General features: G+C 68.6%; 15 protein-coding genes, 2 tRNA genes and 2 pseudogenes. 9 read left to right on the forward strand and 10 right to left on the reverse strand.

Translation table 11 applies throughout. From position 1 onward, the window contains the following. Window positions 1-75: 75 nt before the first annotated feature. Window positions 76-1,494, forward strand: coding sequence for a DUF6177 family protein (locus ACNPQM_RS29465; RefSeq protein ID WP_418086341.1), 1,419 nt, complete (start codon window positions 76-78; stop codon window positions 1,492-1,494). A gap of 309 nt (window positions 1,495-1,803) precedes the next feature. On the opposite strand, the gene ACNPQM_RS29470 is transcribed toward ACNPQM_RS29465, so the two are convergent. The 5 genes from ACNPQM_RS29470 to ACNPQM_RS29490 all read right to left on the reverse strand — a co-directional run bounded on the left by ACNPQM_RS29470 (window position 1,804) and on the right by ACNPQM_RS29490 (window position 5,984). After that, window positions 1,804-2,553, reverse strand: a complete 750-nt coding sequence (locus ACNPQM_RS29470; RefSeq protein ID WP_358862630.1) for a nicotinamide mononucleotide transporter family protein — start codon at window positions 2,551-2,553, stop codon at window positions 1,804-1,806. A 115-nt stretch (window positions 2,554-2,668) separates the two neighbouring features. Further along, window positions 2,669-3,127 (reverse strand): riboflavin kinase, encoded by a 459-nt coding sequence (locus ACNPQM_RS29475; protein ID WP_418086342.1) that lies wholly within the window; start codon window positions 3,125-3,127, stop codon window positions 2,669-2,671. Beyond that, entirely contained in the window at window positions 3,120-3,644 is a 525-nt protein-coding gene (locus ACNPQM_RS29480; protein WP_418086343.1) for a flavin reductase family protein, read from the reverse strand. The genes ACNPQM_RS29475 and ACNPQM_RS29480 overlap by 8 nt, the downstream gene beginning before the upstream one ends. Before the next feature lie 33 nt (window positions 3,645-3,677). After that, the gene (locus ACNPQM_RS29485; protein ID WP_418086344.1) at window positions 3,678-5,024 is read right to left on the reverse strand and encodes an NtaA/DmoA family FMN-dependent monooxygenase; all 1,347 of its coding nucleotides are present in this window, start codon (window positions 5,022-5,024) and stop codon (window positions 3,678-3,680) included. A gap of 39 nt (window positions 5,025-5,063) precedes the next feature. Then, on the reverse strand, window positions 5,064-5,984 hold the full coding sequence (locus ACNPQM_RS29490) for a ribokinase (protein ID WP_418086345.1): 921 nt from the start codon (window positions 5,982-5,984) through the stop codon (window positions 5,064-5,066). 127 nt (window positions 5,985-6,111) lie between these two features. Between ACNPQM_RS29490 and ACNPQM_RS29495 the strand changes: the two genes are divergently transcribed. After that, on the forward strand, window positions 6,112-7,104 hold the full coding sequence (locus ACNPQM_RS29495; RefSeq protein ID WP_418086346.1) for a LacI family DNA-binding transcriptional regulator: 993 nt from the start codon (window positions 6,112-6,114) through the stop codon (window positions 7,102-7,104). An 84-nt stretch (window positions 7,105-7,188) separates the two neighbouring features. Here ACNPQM_RS29495 and ACNPQM_RS29500 read toward each other — a convergent pair whose 3' ends face one another. Further along, window positions 7,189-7,758 (reverse strand): ArsR/SmtB family transcription factor, encoded by a 570-nt coding sequence (locus ACNPQM_RS29500; RefSeq protein ID WP_418086347.1) that lies wholly within the window; start codon window positions 7,756-7,758, stop codon window positions 7,189-7,191. Between the two features lie 193 nt (window positions 7,759-7,951). Beyond that, a complete protein-coding gene (locus tag ACNPQM_RS29505) occupies window positions 7,952-9,535 on the reverse strand; it encodes an ABC transporter substrate-binding protein (protein WP_418086348.1) in 1,584 nt (527 codons plus the stop codon). Between the two features lie 507 nt (window positions 9,536-10,042). On the opposite strand from ACNPQM_RS29505, the pseudogene ACNPQM_RS29510 reads away from it, so the two are divergent. Continuing rightward, window positions 10,043-10,343, forward strand: a pseudogene (locus ACNPQM_RS29510) (integrase); the annotation flags it as partial. 117 nt (window positions 10,344-10,460) lie between these two features. On the opposite strand, the gene ACNPQM_RS29515 reads toward ACNPQM_RS29510, so the two are convergent. Both ACNPQM_RS29515 and ACNPQM_RS29520 read right to left on the reverse strand, forming a co-directional pair. Then, window positions 10,461-10,565 (reverse strand) — tRNA-Thr (locus ACNPQM_RS29515). 86 nt (window positions 10,566-10,651) lie between these two features. Beyond that, entirely contained in the window at window positions 10,652-10,906 is a 255-nt protein-coding gene (locus tag ACNPQM_RS29520) for a hypothetical protein (protein ID WP_418086349.1), read from the reverse strand. Between the two features lie 1,377 nt (window positions 10,907-12,283). Here ACNPQM_RS29520 and ACNPQM_RS29525 point away from each other — a divergent pair. The 3 genes and pseudogenes from ACNPQM_RS29525 to ACNPQM_RS29535 form a co-directional block, all read left to right on the forward strand. Beyond that, entirely contained in the window at window positions 12,284-12,934 is a 651-nt protein-coding gene (locus ACNPQM_RS29525; protein WP_418086350.1) for a YeeE/YedE family protein, read from the forward strand. Next, window positions 12,934-13,350: a YeeE/YedE thiosulfate transporter family protein gene (locus tag ACNPQM_RS29530; RefSeq protein WP_418086351.1), complete on the forward strand. Its 417-nt coding sequence runs from the start codon at window positions 12,934-12,936 to the stop codon at window positions 13,348-13,350. The genes ACNPQM_RS29525 and ACNPQM_RS29530 overlap by 1 nt, the downstream gene beginning before the upstream one ends. A 270-nt stretch (window positions 13,351-13,620) precedes the next feature. Beyond that, a pseudogene (locus tag ACNPQM_RS29535) lies at window positions 13,621-14,021 on the forward strand (tyrosine-type recombinase/integrase); the annotation flags it as partial. Between the two features lie 46 nt (window positions 14,022-14,067). On the opposite strand, the gene ACNPQM_RS29540 reads toward ACNPQM_RS29535, so the two are convergent. After that, window positions 14,068-14,141, reverse strand: a tRNA-Thr gene (locus ACNPQM_RS29540). A gap of 421 nt (window positions 14,142-14,562) precedes the next feature. Between ACNPQM_RS29540 and ACNPQM_RS29545 the strand changes: the two genes are divergently transcribed. From ACNPQM_RS29545 to ACNPQM_RS29555, 3 genes are all read left to right on the forward strand, one after another. Further along, the gene (locus ACNPQM_RS29545) at window positions 14,563-15,699 is read left to right on the forward strand and encodes an ABC transporter ATP-binding protein (RefSeq protein ID WP_358863106.1); all 1,137 of its coding nucleotides are present in this window, start codon (window positions 14,563-14,565) and stop codon (window positions 15,697-15,699) included. Between the two features lie 231 nt (window positions 15,700-15,930). Next, window positions 15,931-16,344: a hypothetical protein gene (locus ACNPQM_RS29550; RefSeq protein ID WP_358863138.1), complete on the forward strand. Its 414-nt coding sequence runs from the start codon at window positions 15,931-15,933 to the stop codon at window positions 16,342-16,344. Between the two features lie 35 nt (window positions 16,345-16,379). After that, window positions 16,380-17,090 (forward strand): nucleotidyltransferase family protein, encoded by a 711-nt coding sequence (locus ACNPQM_RS29555; protein ID WP_358863137.1) that lies wholly within the window; start codon window positions 16,380-16,382, stop codon window positions 17,088-17,090. Window positions 17,091-17,271: the final 181 nt, after the last annotated feature.

Consider the following 17,271-nt stretch of genomic DNA (forward strand, 5'->3'; position numbering starts at 1 on the left):
GGGAGCCGTCTCCGTCACGACGGCCGCACGACGCAGGACAACCACGCCACGGACGACGAAGGACCGGACGACCACATGACCAAGGACGTCATCGCCCTCACCCCGAGAATGCCCGATCCGCTCAGCGTGATCGCGGGTCTGCTCTCCGGAGGCCCCGACAAGCTGGTGGACACGGCCGGCGAGGACGCCGTCGTGCAGCTCTGCGACCCGGAGGGCCGGCCCCTCGTCTCCGTCGAGGCACCACTGCTCGTCCAGGTCGCCGGCGAGGCGGAGCGGCTCCTCGGGGCGACCGCGCCCGAGGTCCCGTTCTGGTGGACGGAGGCACGCGCCACCACCGGCGTCGAGGAGGCCGAACGGATCGCGGGCACCTTCGCCGCCCGGCTCGTCGCCCTGGCCGGCGGCTCCGCCTGGCCGCCGGAGGCCGCGCGCTCCCTCGCCGTGGTGAAGACCGACGGCGTCGGCGTCGCCCCCACGCCCGCCGCCGCGCAGCCCGCCGTCGACGCCCTCACCGACAAGGTCGCCGTCGTCATCCAGGACCGCCCGGTGGTCGCGATGACGGCCTGGCTCTCCGACGCCTTCCGGGCCACCGCCAACGCCGAGCTCGGCCTCCAGATCGTCACCGCCCCGGGGGTCACGCTCTCCCCCGCCGTACGGAGCAGCCTCCCCGGCTGGCCGTCGCGCTGGGTCGTGCAGGACGAACGGGACGGCTACTACGACGGGCTGTCCGGGGCCGTGCTGCGCTGGCAGAACGGCATGTTCGCACCGGTCGAGGCAGCCGACGCCACCCCCGAGGACCCGCGCACCCCGGTGGCCGCGTCGTTCAAGGAGGTCGCCGACACCGGCGAGCGCCAGCTGGCCGTCTCGTTCCGCACCGTCCATCCCGCGGACGAGCGCCTCGTTCTCGGCGGCTCCATCGAGGCGGTGTGGCGCGAGCTCACCGGCGAGCCCCCGGCCGGCTGGGGCACCGCGGAACCCGCCAACCTGCCCTGGTCACTGCGCCAACTGACCGATGTCGCCTACGACCGGGCGCCCCAGCCGACCTGGGTCGTGGTGGTCGGCAGCCCGGACCGGCCCGCTCTCGCCACGGTCCGGATCAGCCGTACGACGGGCGGCGTGGAGGAAGACGTCACCCTGGCGCTCGGCTACGGGGCCGACGAGGACATGCCGCTGGACGCCCTGCCCAGGACCGCGGAGATCCTCGCCACCCGCCACCATCTCCAGTCGATGCTCGTCCAGATCCGCAAGGCCCGCCGCGACCTGGCGGTGCCGCCCCGCTTCGAGGGCCCCGGAGTCCCCCTGGCCTTCGTGCTGGGCGCCGAGGAAGTCCGCGAGATGCCCGGCGACCGCGCCCGCCGCACCCCCCTGCCCGAGCCCCCGGTCCAGCTCGGCCCGAAGACCCGCCCCGCGCTGTACTACCCGCTGCCGGGCAACCCGTCGGACCTGTCGGGCTGGCAGGACTTCGAACGCCTGATGCGGCACCTGAAGGGCGCCTGACCGGTCTCCGGGGCCGACGAACGGCGAAGGCCCGGGCCGGATCGGATCCGGCCCGGGCCTTCGTGACGCACTCGGCTCGCACAGTGCCCGGCGCGTTCCGAGCGGGCGCCCCGCCGGAGTTGCCCGGCAGGTCGGTGATGACAGCGTTGACACTCTCGTCCGGGAGGATCTTCAGCACGGTGAGGGCGTCGCCTCGCTGCAGCATGCAGCGCCGAGGCCCACCGCTGACGGGCGATCACCTCCTCCATGGGAAGCCGCCCGTGCCACCCGCATCGTGTCCGCGACCGTGACCATCAGTCAGTCAGCAGTTCAAGACCCAGTTGCTGTTTCCGTGCCCGGCCGAGTGACGTACGACCCCGCGGCCAGTGACGTGCCGTTCTCGTTCCGACTCTCCAGGACGACAGCCGGCTCGAGCGGCGAGGCGATCTCCTGGTCCTTGCTGTGGGACGCCCAGTCGCGGATCCCGATGAGGACCATGACGAAGAAGATCGCGTAGACGATCCCGGAGAAGTACAGCTGGGAATGAATGGCGAGGGGCACCCCGACGAGGTCGACGGCCAGCCAGACGAACCAGAACTCCACGTACCGCCGGGCCTGGGTGTACATCGCCAGGATCGAGCCGACGAAGATCCAGGCGTCCGCGAGGACCATCCACCAGGGAGCACCCGGGTAGAACGACGCGTCGGTCGACTTGAGCAGGGCGCCGAACCCGAACGTCCCAGCGGCCATGACAGCGATCAGCACGGCCCGCTCCCGCCACGATGCCCAGCGGACGTTGATCGCGCCTTCCTTCTCCCTGCTGCGCCGCCACGTTGCCCAGCCCCACGACGCCGATGCTATGATCACAATCTGCCGGGCGGCGTTGCCTCCGAGATGAACGTTCAGACTCGCGATCAGCAGCAGGACCGACCCGAGGATCTGCACCGGCCAGGCCACGAGCGATCGCCGCAACGCCAGCCAAACGGTCGCGAGGGCCAGGATATTGCCCAGGAAGTCGGACCAATAAACGGGGACGCCGAAGAAGCTGAACTGCTCATTCAGCCACTGGAATGTGCTCATTGCTAACACCTTCGTTCGTTCGGAGCAAGGCTGAGCGTGGGCTACGGGCCCGGACCGGGCCAGTCATGAAGCATGGAGTTCGGCAGTGCGCGCCGAGTCCGTGCGGAGTGATGTCTCAGGCGGAGACGGTTTTTTCGTACAAGGCGAGCGCGTCGGTGAGGACGCGCCGCCCGCGGTCGGAGGAGAGAAGCGCCTCGGACCGCAGGACGTCCTGCCTGGCGGCGCGTACCAGGTCGTCGGGCGACGCGAACTTCACGGTGTCTCGAATCCGTGCCACGAACCACAGTCCGACGCGCTCTCCATAGAACTCGTCCGACATGTCGTGGCAGTACACCTCGACGTGTACATCCGCCGTGTCGCAAAAGGTCGGGTTCGACCCGATGCTGATCGTTCCAAGGTGGACGGCGCCGGTCGAGTGGCGTAGGACCCAGCCGCTGTAGATCGCAGGCGGAGGGACCAGCGAGCCGGGATCGGCCGCGACGTTCGCGGTGGGGAACCCGAGCCCACGGCCTCGACCGGCACCGTGCACCACCACACCGGTGAGGTGCGCGTGGACAGTCGGGGTGTCACCCATGGGGGATGAGCTCGCGGAACTGGCTGGTGTGGAAAACGAGTGGCTCCACGCCGGAGAACAGCTCAGTCGTCATCAACTCCATGAGCACGATCTCGTGATCGCCGCCGTCGTAGGTCGCGGTCACCCGAGCCGTCAGCCAGAGCGCGGCGTCCTCGATCACGACGGCGCCCTCGGGCGTCGCCTTCCACGCGACGCCCTCGAAGCGGTTGACCTCCCGGGACGCCAGACGCCGGCACAGCGCACCCTGACCGCGGCTGAGCACACTCAGTCCCAGAACGGGTGCCCCCGCGAGGCGCGGCCAGGTGGTCGAGGTGCGGGCCACGCTGACCGCGACCATGGGCGGTTGGAGCGAGATCGAGACGAACGAGCTCGCCGCGAACCCGACCGGTTCGTTCCCGAGCAGCGCGCTTATCGCGACGACACCGGTCGGGTAGGCCCCGAACGTCTGTCGCAGCGTCGCCGCGTCCAGCTCCGTCGGCGCGGATGCCCCCGGCGGGTTGTGGGCAGACGTGGCCATGGTCTTCGACATCCTTTCGTGCGAGTTCTGTTCTCAGTGCCGGTACTGTGCCGCGGGGTGGCTGGCCGGCAGCGCGCGGTCGGATGCTCCGGTGAGTCGTTCGCGCAGGCTCTCGCCCTCCGTGTACTCCCCGCGGAAGACTCCGCGTGCCCGCAGAATCGGCAGGACCGACTCGACGAAGTCCGTCGTCGAGGTCGGCTGGACCGTCGGGGACAGCAGGAATCCGTCGAGGTCGGCGCCTTCCGCGAGCGCGCAGATCTCGTCGGCGATCTCCTCGGCCGTGCCGACGACGGGCCGCGCTCCGACGCCGTGGGTGTGCCAGTCGGCGAGGACGTCGCCGACCGTCTTGCCGGCGAAGCGGGCCACCTGAGTCTGCGACAGCTCGGTGGAGAGATCGGTCATGGGCGTCTCGGGCGCGTAGGACGAAAGGTCGAGCCCGGTGAACATGGCATAGCTGGCGACCGTCACCTCGGGCCGCTGAGCATCGAGGATCCGCTGGTAGCGCCGCTCCGCATCGGACGTCGTCGCACCGACGACACACGAGAACGCTGACATCACCTTCACGTCGTCGGCTCGACGACCCGCCTTGACCGCCTCCTCACGGATGGAGGCGGTGTGCCCGGCGAGCTGCTCGACCGAGCCGCTCCCCACGAACATGCACTCGCCGTGCCGGCCGCCGACCCGGCGACCGGCGGGCGATGCCCCCGCCTGGAACAGCACGGGCGTGCCCTGCGGGGAACGCGCGGTATTGCCGTACCCCTCCGAGCGGAAGAACGGGCCCTTGTGGGTGACGAGGTGCACCTTGGCGGGGTCGGCGAACCTTCCGTCCTTGTCCTTCTCCAGCGCGTCCGGCTCCCAGGCCCCCTCCCAGTACTTGTAGACGAGGTCGAGGAAGTCCTCGGCCATCCGATAGCGGTCGTCGTGCGCCACCATCTCCATGCCGAACGCCTTGACCGCGGTGTCGGCCGTGCCGGTCGTCACGATGTTCCAGCCGATCCGGCCACCGGAGAGCTGGTCGAGCGTGGCGAGGCGGCGCGCGAACGCGTACGGCGGTTCCACGAGGACGGAGCCCGTCATGACGAGACCCAGGTTGGTCGTCGTGGACAGCAGCGCGGACGCCACGACCATCGGGTCGAGCCGCGGGAGGTCGAGGGTCTCCTCGGTGGCGATGGGCGGGCGCGTGCCGTTGATCTCGGACCAGCCCCAGGCGTCGGCGAGGAACAGGAAGTCCAGCTTGGCGTCCTCGCAGATCGCGGCGAGATCACGCCAGTACTCGAGAGTGTCGAAAAGATGCCGTCGGCTGTCGGGGTGACGCCAGGTGGCCGTGCCACTCGCATTGGTCTGCGCGTTCTCGAACAAGCCGAGCTTGAGGTTCCTCATGGGTGGTTCTCCGTAGTGCTGGTGGGTGACCGCGGGGTGTCAGGAAGCAGAGGTGACTGCGGGTACGTCGAGCTGGTCCGGGTAGGGCATGGAGGCCTGTGCACCGAGGCCGGTGACGGCGTGCGACGCCGCTCGCACGGCGCGTTCGACTGCGGCCGGAAGGTCGGTGCCGCGCCCGAGGGCGTCCGCGAGGGCACCGCAGAAGGTGTCGCCGGCACCCACGGTGTCGACGGCCTCCACGAACGGCGCGGGAATGTGCGTGGTGTTCGTGCTGTGCGCCTCCTTCAGGATGGCGCCGTCCGCCCCGAGTGTCACCACGACGGCCCGGCACGGGAGCGCGGCGCGCTCCAGCAGGCCTCGCACCTCATCGACGGTGGCGGGCCGGTCGGTGCCGAGAAGTGAGGCGAGTTCACCGAGGTTGGGGACGAGCACGTCGACGGCGGCCAGTACCCGCGTGTCGATCGGACGGGCGGGGGCGGGGTTGAGGACGACGACCCCGCCCTGTTCGCGGGCCCGCAGGACCGCCAGGTCGACCACCTCGGGTGCGATCTCGTTCTGGACGACGACGACCTCTCCCGTCGACCGGACGAGCCGGGACGGCAGGTCCTGGACACCGAGGTCGGCGTTGGCCCCCGGATTCACGACGATGGTGTTCTCGCCGGCGCCGTCGACGACCACCGCAGCGATTCCGGTCGTGGCCCGCTCGTCCGACCGCACGGCATCGACGTCCACGCCTTCGGACGCGAGAGCGTCAAGGATGGCGGCCGCGTCCGCGCCGACCCTGGCGACGAGACGCACCCGCGATCCGAGGCGAGCGGCCGCGACGGCCTGGTTGGCACCCTTGCCACCAACCCCCTCCACGAAGTGGCGTGCGAGCACGGTCTCGCCGGGGTGCGGCAGACCCTCGACGGTCAGGACGAAGTCGCGGTTCACCGAACCGACGACGGTGATGGACGACATTGACACCCCCTGGGAAATCGATTTCCGACATGCTGTACCAGCACTTACGCGCCGTCAAGTAGCCTCGTCGTACACGATCGCCCCACCGCACTGGCGCATCCGCCCACCGACCGAGAGGGACACCCACGTGACAGCGCCCCGACTCCTCGACGTGGCCGAGGCCGCGGGCGTCTCCCGCGCGACAGCCTCACGGGTTCTCGCCAGCACGCCGCGCAACGTCGATCCCGAGCTCGCACGCCGCGTCGAAGAGGCCGCGCACCGGCTCGGCTACCAGCCCAACCACTCCGCCCGGGCGCTGCGCACCGGCACCACCGGCACCATCGGCGTCGTCGTCCCCACGCTCGCCAACCCCTATTTCGTCCAACTCGCCGATGCCATCGCACAGCACGTGCGTGCCGCCGGCGGCACACTCGTGGTCTCCGACGCCGCGAACGACACCGCGATCGAGGCCGAGCAGATCGACACCCTGCTCAGTGGCCGGGTGGACGGCCTGCTCGTCGTCCCCGTATCGGCCAACGCGTCCGGACCCGCCATCCACAACGCCGCCAGACGCCGCCCCGTCGTCCTCTTCGACCGATGGGCCAAAGGATCCGGCACCGTCGCCGTCACACTCGACAACGCGTCCGCGGTCCGGCTTCTCGTCGATCACCTGGAGGGCATCGGGCGGCACCGGATCGCTCTCATCGCCGCCGATCAGGCCTCCTCCTCGGGTGCCGAACGGCTCGAAGCCTTCACCAAGGTGCAAGGCCCCGACGCCACCACCATCCTCCTGCCCAGCTTCACCACCGACGCCGGACGGACGGCGGGGCGCCGCATCATCGAACAGCGCGACCAGGTGGACGCGGTCGTCTGCGGAGCAGACGTCCTCGCCGTAGGACTCGTGAGCACGCTGCACCGTTCATCGGTCGCCGTGCCCGGGCAGATCGCCGTCACCGGGTTCGACGACACCGAGATACTCGAGCTCCTCGACCCGCCCATCACGTCCATCCGTCACCCGCTGTCCGCCATGGCCGAACGCGCACTGACTCTGCTTCAGGCACCCGGCCGCGAACGAACCGAACGGGTCGAACGGTTCCCCCCTCAGCTCGTCGTTCGCGCCTCAACCGACTTGGAAACCTGACGAGTTGGTCACGTCGGTCGTTCAGCGGCCACATGCGGGGACAGTGGCCGCATGGTGTGATCCCGGCAGCCTGCCCCGCCCCACCTACCGGCTCCCCGCCAGTCGGAACCCCTCGGGCGTACGGCGGTAGAACACCGATCGGCCGGACCGGGCGCGCGCGACGAGGCCGGCCCGGTGCAGTACGCCGAGGTGGTACGAAACCGTGGCGGGGATGAGGAACTGACGTGCCGCCAGCTGTGCTGCGGACGCCGGTTGCGCCAGATCGGCGAGCAGCCCCGCGCGAGTGGGACCGAGCAGCTGGGCCATCTCGGCGCAGGGCGCTGCTGGGGCGATGGCCTTGTCGAGCATCAGGGGCCGGGCTTCGCCGCGCGTTGCGTCCACGGCAACGCCCTTCCGAGGTGCGACAAGTGACGGCACGACGACCACCAGGGGCACGGACAGCGCGATCCGGAACCGGCTCTCGACGCGCAGGGTGCCGTCGACCCACCGGATGCCGGAATGCAGGAAGTTGAAGAGCCTGGCCGCTCCGTGCCGGGCCAGCACGCCGGCGCATCGGTCGACATCCGCGTCGAGGGCGGCCTTGGCGGCCTCCCAGTGCGGGGCGAAGGCCAGCTCCCAATAGCCCCGCACTTCGCCGGCCGCCTGCCGGGCCACGTGCGCACCACCCCGCGCCATGGCCCGCTGCACCCCCGCCGGCAGCTCGGAACCCGCGAGGCCGTTTCGCGGCCGTCCGTCGCGCAACGCCTGCAGCTCGCTCAGGACACGTTCGGGCGGGGTGCACCGGACCTGCTCCAGCTCCTCCTCGACGGTGGGCGAAGGCCCGGAGGGGGGACTTTCGAAACACGCCCTAGTACTTGCTGATCTCCCAGAAGCGGAAGACGGTCGAGGCGTCCAGGGTCCACTCCAGGCCGGAGATGGTGTCGTACGCCACCGCATACTGCTTGCCCTGCCACAGCGGCAGGATCGGCAGGTCCTCGGCCACGTGGTCCTGGAGCTCGTTGAAGGCCCTCTCGGTGGTGCCCCGTTCGGCTCGGGAGGCGGCGTCGGGGATGATCCGGCCGGTGATGTCGTCGTTCACGTAGCCGTTCTGCAGGACGTTGTCCTTGCCGAAGAACGGCTGGGTGAAGTTGTCCGGGTCGGGGTAGTCCGGGACCCAGCCCTTCACGTAGACGCCGAGCTTGCCGCCCGCTATCTGCTTCTCGTACTGGTCGAAGGGCAGGGACTTGACGTCCGCGTCGAACAGTCCGCTCGCATTGAGCTGCTGGGCGATCGCGCGGAACTCGTCGTCGGTGGCGGGGCCGTAGCGGCTCGGCGTGGACCACAGCGTGAGCTTCACCTTGTCGGTGATGCCCGCGCTGCGCAGCGCCTGTTCGGCCTTGGCAGGCTGGCTGTCGCCGTACTTGTCGAAGAACGCGGTGCTGTGGGCCGTGATGCCGGCCGGGACGATCGAGTACAGCGGGGTGGCCGTCGAGTGGTAGACCTGACTGACGAGGGCGTCACGATTCACCAGGTACGCGATGGCCTTGCGCACGGGAAGCTGTCGGACCACCGGGTCCTTCATGTTGAAGACCAGATGCTGCACCTCGGCGCTGGTGCCTTCGACGACGTCGATGCCCTTGTCGGCCGCGGCGGTGGATTCCTCCAGCCGGGAGATGTCCCGCGCGGTCAGACCACGGTAGGCGACATCGATGTCGCCTTTCTGCAGTGCGGACGCCAGTTTCTTCTGATCGCCCCGGAAGAAGTCGAGGGTGATGCCCGAGTTCTTCACCCGTGCTGTGCCCCGGTAACTGGAGTTGACCGAGAAGACGGCCTTCGACTTGTCGAGGGACTTCAGCTTGTAGGGACCCGACCCGACGGCCTTTCCGTCCTTGCGCAGGCTGTTCATCGGGTACTCGCGGTGGTTCACGATGGAGCCGGCACCCGAAGCGATCTTGCTGGGGAAGGTGGCATCGGGAACGTTGAGCTGAAAGACGACCGTTCGCGCGTCCGGAGTGGTGATCTTCGCGATCGTGGAGAGCAGCGGCGCGGGGCCGCCGGGGTCGTTGATCCTGATCGCCCGCTCGAAGGAGTACTTGACGTCCTCGGAGGTCAGGCTGTCACCGTTGCTGAAGGTCAGGCCATCGCGGAGAGTGCATCGGTAGGTCCTGCTTCCGTCCGAGAACGAGCAGGACTTCGCTGCTTCCGGCTGAGGGGTCGATGCCCCGCGGGGAAAGCTGAGAAGGGACTGGAAGACATTGTTGAACAGCAGCCAGGAACCCGGGTCGTAGCCCGAGGCCGGATCCGCGGCCAGAACGTCGTCCGACATGCCCACGACGATCGAGCCGCCGGACTCGGCGGCGTCTCCTCCGGACTGGAAGTCGCAGCCGCCCAGCAGGGCCATCGCAAGGCCGGCCCCGATGGGAGTGCTCGTCCATCGTTTGCGTATGTTCACAGAACTGCCTCGTGCTCTCTATCGGCCGCGCGAGGGATCCTGCGCGGCCGGGATTGATCGGGAACCCGGTTGCGGATCTGGTCGGCCCGTTCGGGGATGGTGTGGCCGCTGCCCCGTCGCCTTACCCCGGTCCGGATGGGCCGGGAGCCTCAGCCCTTGTCGTCCGGGGCTCGGCCAGGCCGGACCCGCCGCTGTCCCGGGCCGGTGCCGAGGCACCCGGAACTCCTCCATCTCGGCAGTGAACCGGGTGCAGTCGTTGCTGTGTCGTCCGCGGTCCCCCTCCAGACGCGGGGATGCTCCGCGCACCCGGACCAGGGAGGCGAGCATCTTGTCGCCTGATCATAAAGGTGGGGTGGCAGCCGCCTCCTTATGCCCCGGGTATATGCCCGGCAGTTGGTGGCGGCCCGGCCGCCCACCGGTGTCTTCGGCTCGAACACGTGCCGTCCACCGCTCTGCACGCTCGCCCGCCGGGGCCGGTCACGTTGCCCGGGACGGGAGTTCGGGAGCCACGGCCAACGGCACGGTGCCGCGACGCTCATGCTCGCCGCCGTCATCGATGTGAAGATCGTGTCGGACACGCTCGTGCACAGCGACACCCGCATCACCCGGGACATCCACCCAGAGGGTCCTCCCCCACGTCTGGAAGACCGCGGCCGAGGTCACCGCCAAGCTGGTCCCACTCCAGCGGAAGGCCGAGGCGGAGGATGCCGCCCGCGAGACGGAGAAGGCTCGGAAGAAGGCCCAGCGCGCCAAAAAAGCCGAGGCCGCAGCCAAGAAAAAGGCGAAGCGGAAGAAGTCCGGGAAGTAGGGCCAAGAGACCCTCCGCTCACGCATGCCCTCCCACGGCACTCCAGCTGCGCGTCCCGCCGTGCCCCGAGCAACACAAAACCCCAGGCCAGCTGGCATCTGACCTGGGGTTTCCCTGAGCCCCCTGTCGGATTCGAACCGACGACCTACGCATTACAAGTTGTCCGATCTAAGGGCTGTCCACCGTCGATCGCCGCGTCGCCCACTCAGCTGGTCAAGGGGCGATTCCTACCGTCACGGACGGTGGCGGACCGCACCGGATCGGTCGGCTATCGAGACCACAACTGAGACCGGCGCCTGAAGTACGACCTACAGGACAAGGTTCGGTTCGCTGCTGCCGTAGGTCGCACCCTCGGGCCGTATCACGACGCATCCCTGGCTCTCGGCGAGGTTGAGCAGGTCCATGCGGGGCCGAGAAGGCAGAAGGATGGCACGGGTGGTGTGGACCACGAACCTGCTGCAGTCAGCGAGCTGGCCGATGGCCATGCGGACGTTCTCGCGGGTGACGCTGCCCTTGACCTCGGCGAGAAGCCCTGGCTGGTTGGAGTAGAGGTCAGTGAACAAGGGGCGACTCTCACCGGGCGGCAGCATCCTGTGCCGGCAGTCGGGCTTTCATGATGCAATAACCGACACCTCCACCCCAAAGTTAGCGAAGTAGGCATAGTCCACTGATTACCTCATGCCGGGCTTTTCACCCAATTGACGAGCCGGGCCCACCAGTCACCCCTCGATCGCCTTGGTGAACTCTCCGGGCGCCGAGGAACCTGTGCGTGCCGCGGCGACTCGCCCCGCCGGGCCGGCACCGATTCCGATCGAGTCGTCGCCCCCACCGCGCGCACACTCCCGCGCTCCGCAGACTCACACATGCACCGCTGAGCCGTCGGCACACCCATGAGTACTTGGTCCACATGTCTCCCGCAGCCCTCATAGGTCATCTTCCGGCACGACCGACAGACAGCACGCTGGCACATAATTCTTCTCCATTAGCTCTTCATTTGAGATCCACGGTATTCACGCCACCATCACAAGGGGCTCCATTATTTTCACCCTCTCCACAAACAGTCGACTTGCACCAGCACGGGCCGCGGCCATCGGGTCGAATAGTGATCCAAGTGACCTCATTACGGGTTGCAAATATCCGGACATGAGGGGTAGGCGCTACATATCCGTCGCGCGGAATATCTCACCAAGTAGTGTCAAGTGGTTCGATTGAAAAATACCCTGAATTTGCTCGGGACATCGAAACAGTGATTGCATCACGCCCGGTCGGCGGAATGGAGGCGCAGAGCCTTATTGTCACTGCCCGTCACCGCGTTGCTTTGCAGATCGTCGACCGAGCGCGGCGAGGGCAAGAATCGAGAACGGCAACCGCTCTCCCCGAACGGGTGGTGTGCGCCGATCAGGAGGGAGCAACGTGAGTTGCTCACACGCCGCAGGATGCCCCCTTTTCCCCCTACTCAGGGCGAGCTTGCAAGGTTGGCGCGAACACTACTGCGACAGCGACGATCGGTGGCTCGACTGTGCGCGCTACCAGGTGTCACTCACCGGCGAGCGCGTGCCAATCGGCTTGCTGCCCAATGGAGCCCGCGCGCGACACCTCGAAGACGTCGCCGAGGCGGACCGGTCCGGCGCCGCCAATCCAGGGGAGGTGCCCCGGCAGGCCTCGCAACCACGGCCCGATCCGTGGCCACCGGAGGCCGCGCCCTGGTCCCAGCCGGCACCGGCACACCCATATGAGCAGTCAGAACCCGGAACCGTGACACCGGGGGCCACGGCCCACTTCGGGGCGACATCTCCGCCAGCACCTGTCTGGCATCACCAACCGTCACCGCCCCCACAGATTCCCCAGCCTCATACCCGCCCCTCTCAACACGCGCGGCAAGCGCCCAGCTCGAAGCGCGGCTGGTGGGCTCGATTCTCCGAATGGATGGGAGGCCCCGCATGAGTAGCTACTGGCCCTGGTGGGCCGGCGCTGCCGGGCTCGCTCTGGTCACGATCAACTACACCCTCACCACAGATCGCTCTTTTGGGGTGTCGTCCGCGTGGGATCGCGTGTTGCACTGGCGCAGGGAACGCCGCCTCGAGCGGATGGACGAGGAGTTCACCGACGATCGTGCTCTTGTTGACGCTCTCGCCGCAGCTACAGCGGAGCACTTCGGCACCGGCCCGGGCGCGTCTACCGTGCCGCCAGTTCCGTACGGGGAGTCAGAGCCGCTCGAAACGGACGTCGAACCGGCGGTGAGTGAGAACACCCCGGTCACAGGCCCGGCCCCGCTGGTCACCCAGGCCGCCCTGCTGATATCGATCTTCCTCGGCGGATTGATCGCCGCGGTCACCTCCGGGCGGTTCCACCTCCGCTACGACATGGGCCCGGGTTTCCGGAACCTGGTCACCGCCAATCCGACCGCCATGATCGCCGTGCTGTTCGTGGGAGGCGTGCTGGTCGGCTTTGGCACTCGGCTGGCCGGTGGGTGCAGCTCCGGCCACGGACTCAACGGCTGCGGCCGCCTGCGGCCGGTCAGCCTCGTCGCGACCGGCGTGTTCTTCGGCACCGCCGTCGCGGTGTCGTTCCTCCTGTGGAAGGTGATCTGATGCGTACCCGGGGCGCGATTCTGCTGGCCAGCATCATCACCGGGCTGGCCCTCGGTTATACCGTCACCAACATCGGCTTCGGCGACTACGCCGAGCTGAACCGCATGTTCACCTTCCAGGACCTGCGCATGCTCCTCTCCTTCGCCGGCGCCGTGGTGATCATCGTGTGCGCATTCGCTCTGCTGCGGGTCCGCCGCACCCCAGGGCGCATCCACGCCGGCGTGATCCCCGGCGCGGTGCTGTTCGGTACGGGCTGGGCGATCTCGGGTGGGTGCCCTGCAATCCCGATCATCCAGGTCGCCAGCGGATACCTGCCTGCCCTGGTCACCATCGTCGGCGTCGTCGTCGGTATCCGGCTGTGCCGCTGGGCCAACGCCCGGTACTTCCACCTCAACCGCGGCTCCTGCGGGCTGTAACCAAGGACGCCCCGCCACACGTCCCGCCGAGGAAGAGGCCCTCGGCCGGAGCCTATGCGGCTGGTTAAGGGCTGTCCCGTAATCGGGCGGCTCGCGCGGCAGTGAGCAATCTTGGGTGCCAGCAATCGAGCAGCGTCTGCAGCCATCTGACCCGTAGGCGGGTGCGAAGTCACAGCACTCAAGCGGAGTTGAGGCTACGGTGCTGTTGATCTCGGGCCACCTGTGCGCCCATGTTGCTCGGTGTCCGTGCACGTTGATGTCAGCGGTTGAGGGGAGCTGTGGGAGGAACACCACGTGGTGTTCTCACGGCCGGACGGACGCCCCCTCGACCCACGGCAGGACTACGAGGAATTCAAGGAGCTGCTCGCTGAGGCAGGGATCGACGACCGCCGCCTGTACGACGGGAGCCGCCACACGGCCGGCACGATCCTGAACGAGCTGGGCGTCGACATGCCCACCATCATGGAGATCTTGCGGCATGCCCAGATCAGCCAGACCCGCCGTTACGTGAAGGGCAGATCACACCTGTCGAAGGACGCGATGCGGCGTATGGGCGAGTTCTCGTCCCCGCTCCCCCGGTCCGCGATCCGGGCCCCACTGAGACCAGAACTGAGACCGCCGACACCCGCGCGGCCCGCTCGCGTCGCCGTCGCCGTCGCCGCATCCGCTGAACGTGAAAACCCCAGGTCACGAGCTGTGTGACCTGGGGTTCTTCCGAGCCCCCTGTCGGATTCGAACCGACGACCTACGCATTACAAGTGCGTTGCTCTGGCCAGCTGAGCTAAGGAGGCAACGCGCACATCAAAGCCGCGCGCAAGCTCCCTCACTCTACACAGCGGCCCACCTCCTGATCCACGAAGTTCTTCCGCACCCGCGGCCACTCGATCATCGGCCGTCGCCCGACATGCTTGTGGAGCCCCTGCGGGAACGGCCCGGTGTGCCCCTCAGGGTTGCGCAGGTCGGCGGCGGGCGTTGAAACAGTGAGCGCTGCGTGCACGGCGGGCCAAAAACTCCGTGGCTCCGCCCACGTGCACGAAACCGGAGGCGCGTTGTTCCACCCGCCACGTCCCGATGCGAGATATCCGCCCCCTCGAACTACTGACAGATCCGAAAACGCCAGGTAGCGTCGCGGCAGGTTCACCCAGGTGGACCAGACCACTCCCTTAATCGGATCGTCCGGCACGTTCCTGCCGGTGGAGGAGAAGATTCAGCATGGCCAGTGTCACGTTCGACAAGGCGTCCCGCGTCTACCCCGGCTCCACCAAGCCCGCCGTGGACCAGCTCGAGATCGACATCGCGGACGGTGAGTTCCTCGTCCTCGTCGGCCCTTCCGGTTGCGGCAAGTCGACCTCCCTGCGCATGCTCGCGGGTCTCGAGGACGTGAACGGCGGCGCGATCCGCATCGGCGACCGCGATGTCACGCACCTCCCGCCGAAGGACCGGGACATCGCCATGGTGTTCCAGAACTACGCGCTCTACCCGCACATGACCGTCGCGGACAACATGGGCTTCGCGCTCAAGATCGCCGGTGTCAACAAGTCCGAGATCCGGACGAAGGTCGAAGAGGCCGCCAAGATGCTGGACCTCACCGAGTACCTGGACCGCAAGCCGAAGGCGCTCTCCGGTGGTCAGCGTCAGCGTGTCGCGATGGGCCGCGCCATCGTGCGTGAGCCGCAGGTCTTCCTGATGGACGAGCCGCTGTCGAACCTCGACGCCAAGCTCCGTGTCTCCACCCGTACGCAGATCGCGTCGCTCCAGCGCCGCCTCGGCATCACGACCGTGTACGTCACGCACGACCAGGTCGAGGCCCTCACCATGGGCGACCGCGTCGCGGTCCTCAAGGACGGTCTGCTGCAGCAGGTCGACTCGCCGCGCAACATGTACGACCGCCCGGCCAACCTCTTCGTCGCCGGCTTCATCGGCTCCCCGGCCATGAACCTGGTCGAGGTCCCGATCACCGACGGTGGCGTGAAGTTCGGCAACAGCGTCGTCCCGGTCTCCCGCGAGGCACTCACCGCCGCCGCGGACAAGGGCGACACCACGGTCACGGTCGGCATCCGCCCGGAGCACTTCGACATCGTCGAGCACGGTGGCGCCGCCGCCAAGTCGCTCTCCAAGGACAGCGCCGACGCCCCGGCCGGTCTGGCCGTCTCGGTCAACGTCGTCGAGGAGCTCGGCGCCGACGGTTTCGTCTACGGCTCCGCGCGTGTCGGCGGTGCGGACAAGGACCTGGTCGTCCGCGTCGGCGGCCGCGCCGTGCCGGAGAAGGGCACCACGCTGCACGTCGTGCCGCGCCCGGACGAGCTGCACGTCTTCTCGACCTCGACGGGTGCGCGTCTCACCGACTGACGTCACACACGCCGCACGACGGCCTCGCACCCCTCGTGGTGCGGGGCCGTCCGCGTACCGAAGCGCGTGTGCGGGTTTAAGCCCGGACGTCCGGCATCTTCGACAAATACCCTGGTACTTCGGTCATTTCACCAGCGGCTGTCAACGCGGGATTCGAAAAGCATCCTCGAACCATCCCCCGCGAGGGTGACGCAATGTCGCCACATCATCACCGACCGCTACGCTCGCTGCGTGACCCACACCGCGCGCCGCATCGGCCGAACTCTCGCCCTCGTCCTGCCCGTCGTCATGGTCCTGTCCGGGACTCTCGCGGTCACCCGTGTGCCGTGGGCAGCGCACAACTCCGAGTCGCAGGTCCTCACCGCGTCGGCTCGGACCGTTTCGAAGCACGCCACGTCGCGCACCCCGCAGGACATCCTGCGCGACCGGCTTCTCATGGAGCTTCAGGAGAAGGACCCGGGCTTCGCGTTGACGAACCTCCAGCGCGCCGTCGAGGGACGCCCCTCGCTCGCCCGGCACTGCATGTCGATCGCCAGGGAGCTGGGCCGCGCCGCGGTCGAGCAGTACGGTCCGACGCGGGCGCACCGGTTCTCCCGCCCGGTCTGCGACACGTCGTTCGCCTCGGGTGTCGCGCAGTTCAGCTGACCGGCCCGGTCCGGGCACGGCCTATCGTGCCCGGCATGCATACGTATCCGACGCAGGCCGTGATCCTGGCAGGTGGCCAGGGATCGCGGCTGCGCCCGTACACCGATGACCGCCCCAAGCCGATGATCGAGATCCCGGGCACCGGGACCCCGATCATCGGCCATCAGCTTTCCTGGCTGGCCGCCGAGGGCGTGACCGATGTCGTCGTCTCATGCGGTCATCTGGCCGAGGTGCTCCAGGAGTGGCTCGCCGAGGCCGTCCTGCCGCTCCGGGTGACCACCGTGGTGGAGTCGGAGCCGCTGGGCCGCGGCGGCGGCCTGAGGTACGCCGCCGCCCGGCTGCCGGATCCGTCGGAGCCCTGGTACGCCACCAACGGCGACATCTGGACCCGTTTCTCGCTGCGGGAGATGGCCGCGTTCCATGCGGAGCGCGATGCGACCGCCACGCTGGCTCTGGCCCGTCCCCGTATCCCGTGGGGTGCCGTGGAGACGGACGCGTTCGGGCACATCACCGACTTCATCGAGTCGCCGCCGTCCCCGTATCTGATCAACGCGGGTGTGTACGTCTTCTCCCCGGCGTTCACGGCGCTGCTGCCGGAACGCGGCGACCATGAGCGGACGACGTTCCCCCGGCTGGCCCGCGAGCGGCGGCTGGCCGGATACCCGCTGCCGCACGGCGCGTACTGGCGGGCCATCGACACGGCGAAGGACCTGGCGGAGGCGGCGAGAGAACTGGACGGCCGGTAGCGCCGCTGGAGGGACGGCAGAGGGGCGGGGACCCGAGGTGCGGTGGCCCCCCCACCCCCCGGGGGGGCGGCCGGGCCCGCCCCCCCCCCGCCAGGGATTACGGGACAGCCTTCAGGCCCCGGGACCGGTCCGCCCGGGATTCAACGACAGGCACGGAGCAGCGCCACCGGTCGTTCGGCGA

Source organism: Streptomyces sp. NPDC056231 (genome assembly GCF_048270745.1).
Taxonomy (GTDB): domain Bacteria; phylum Actinomycetota; class Actinomycetes; order Streptomycetales; family Streptomycetaceae; genus Streptomyces.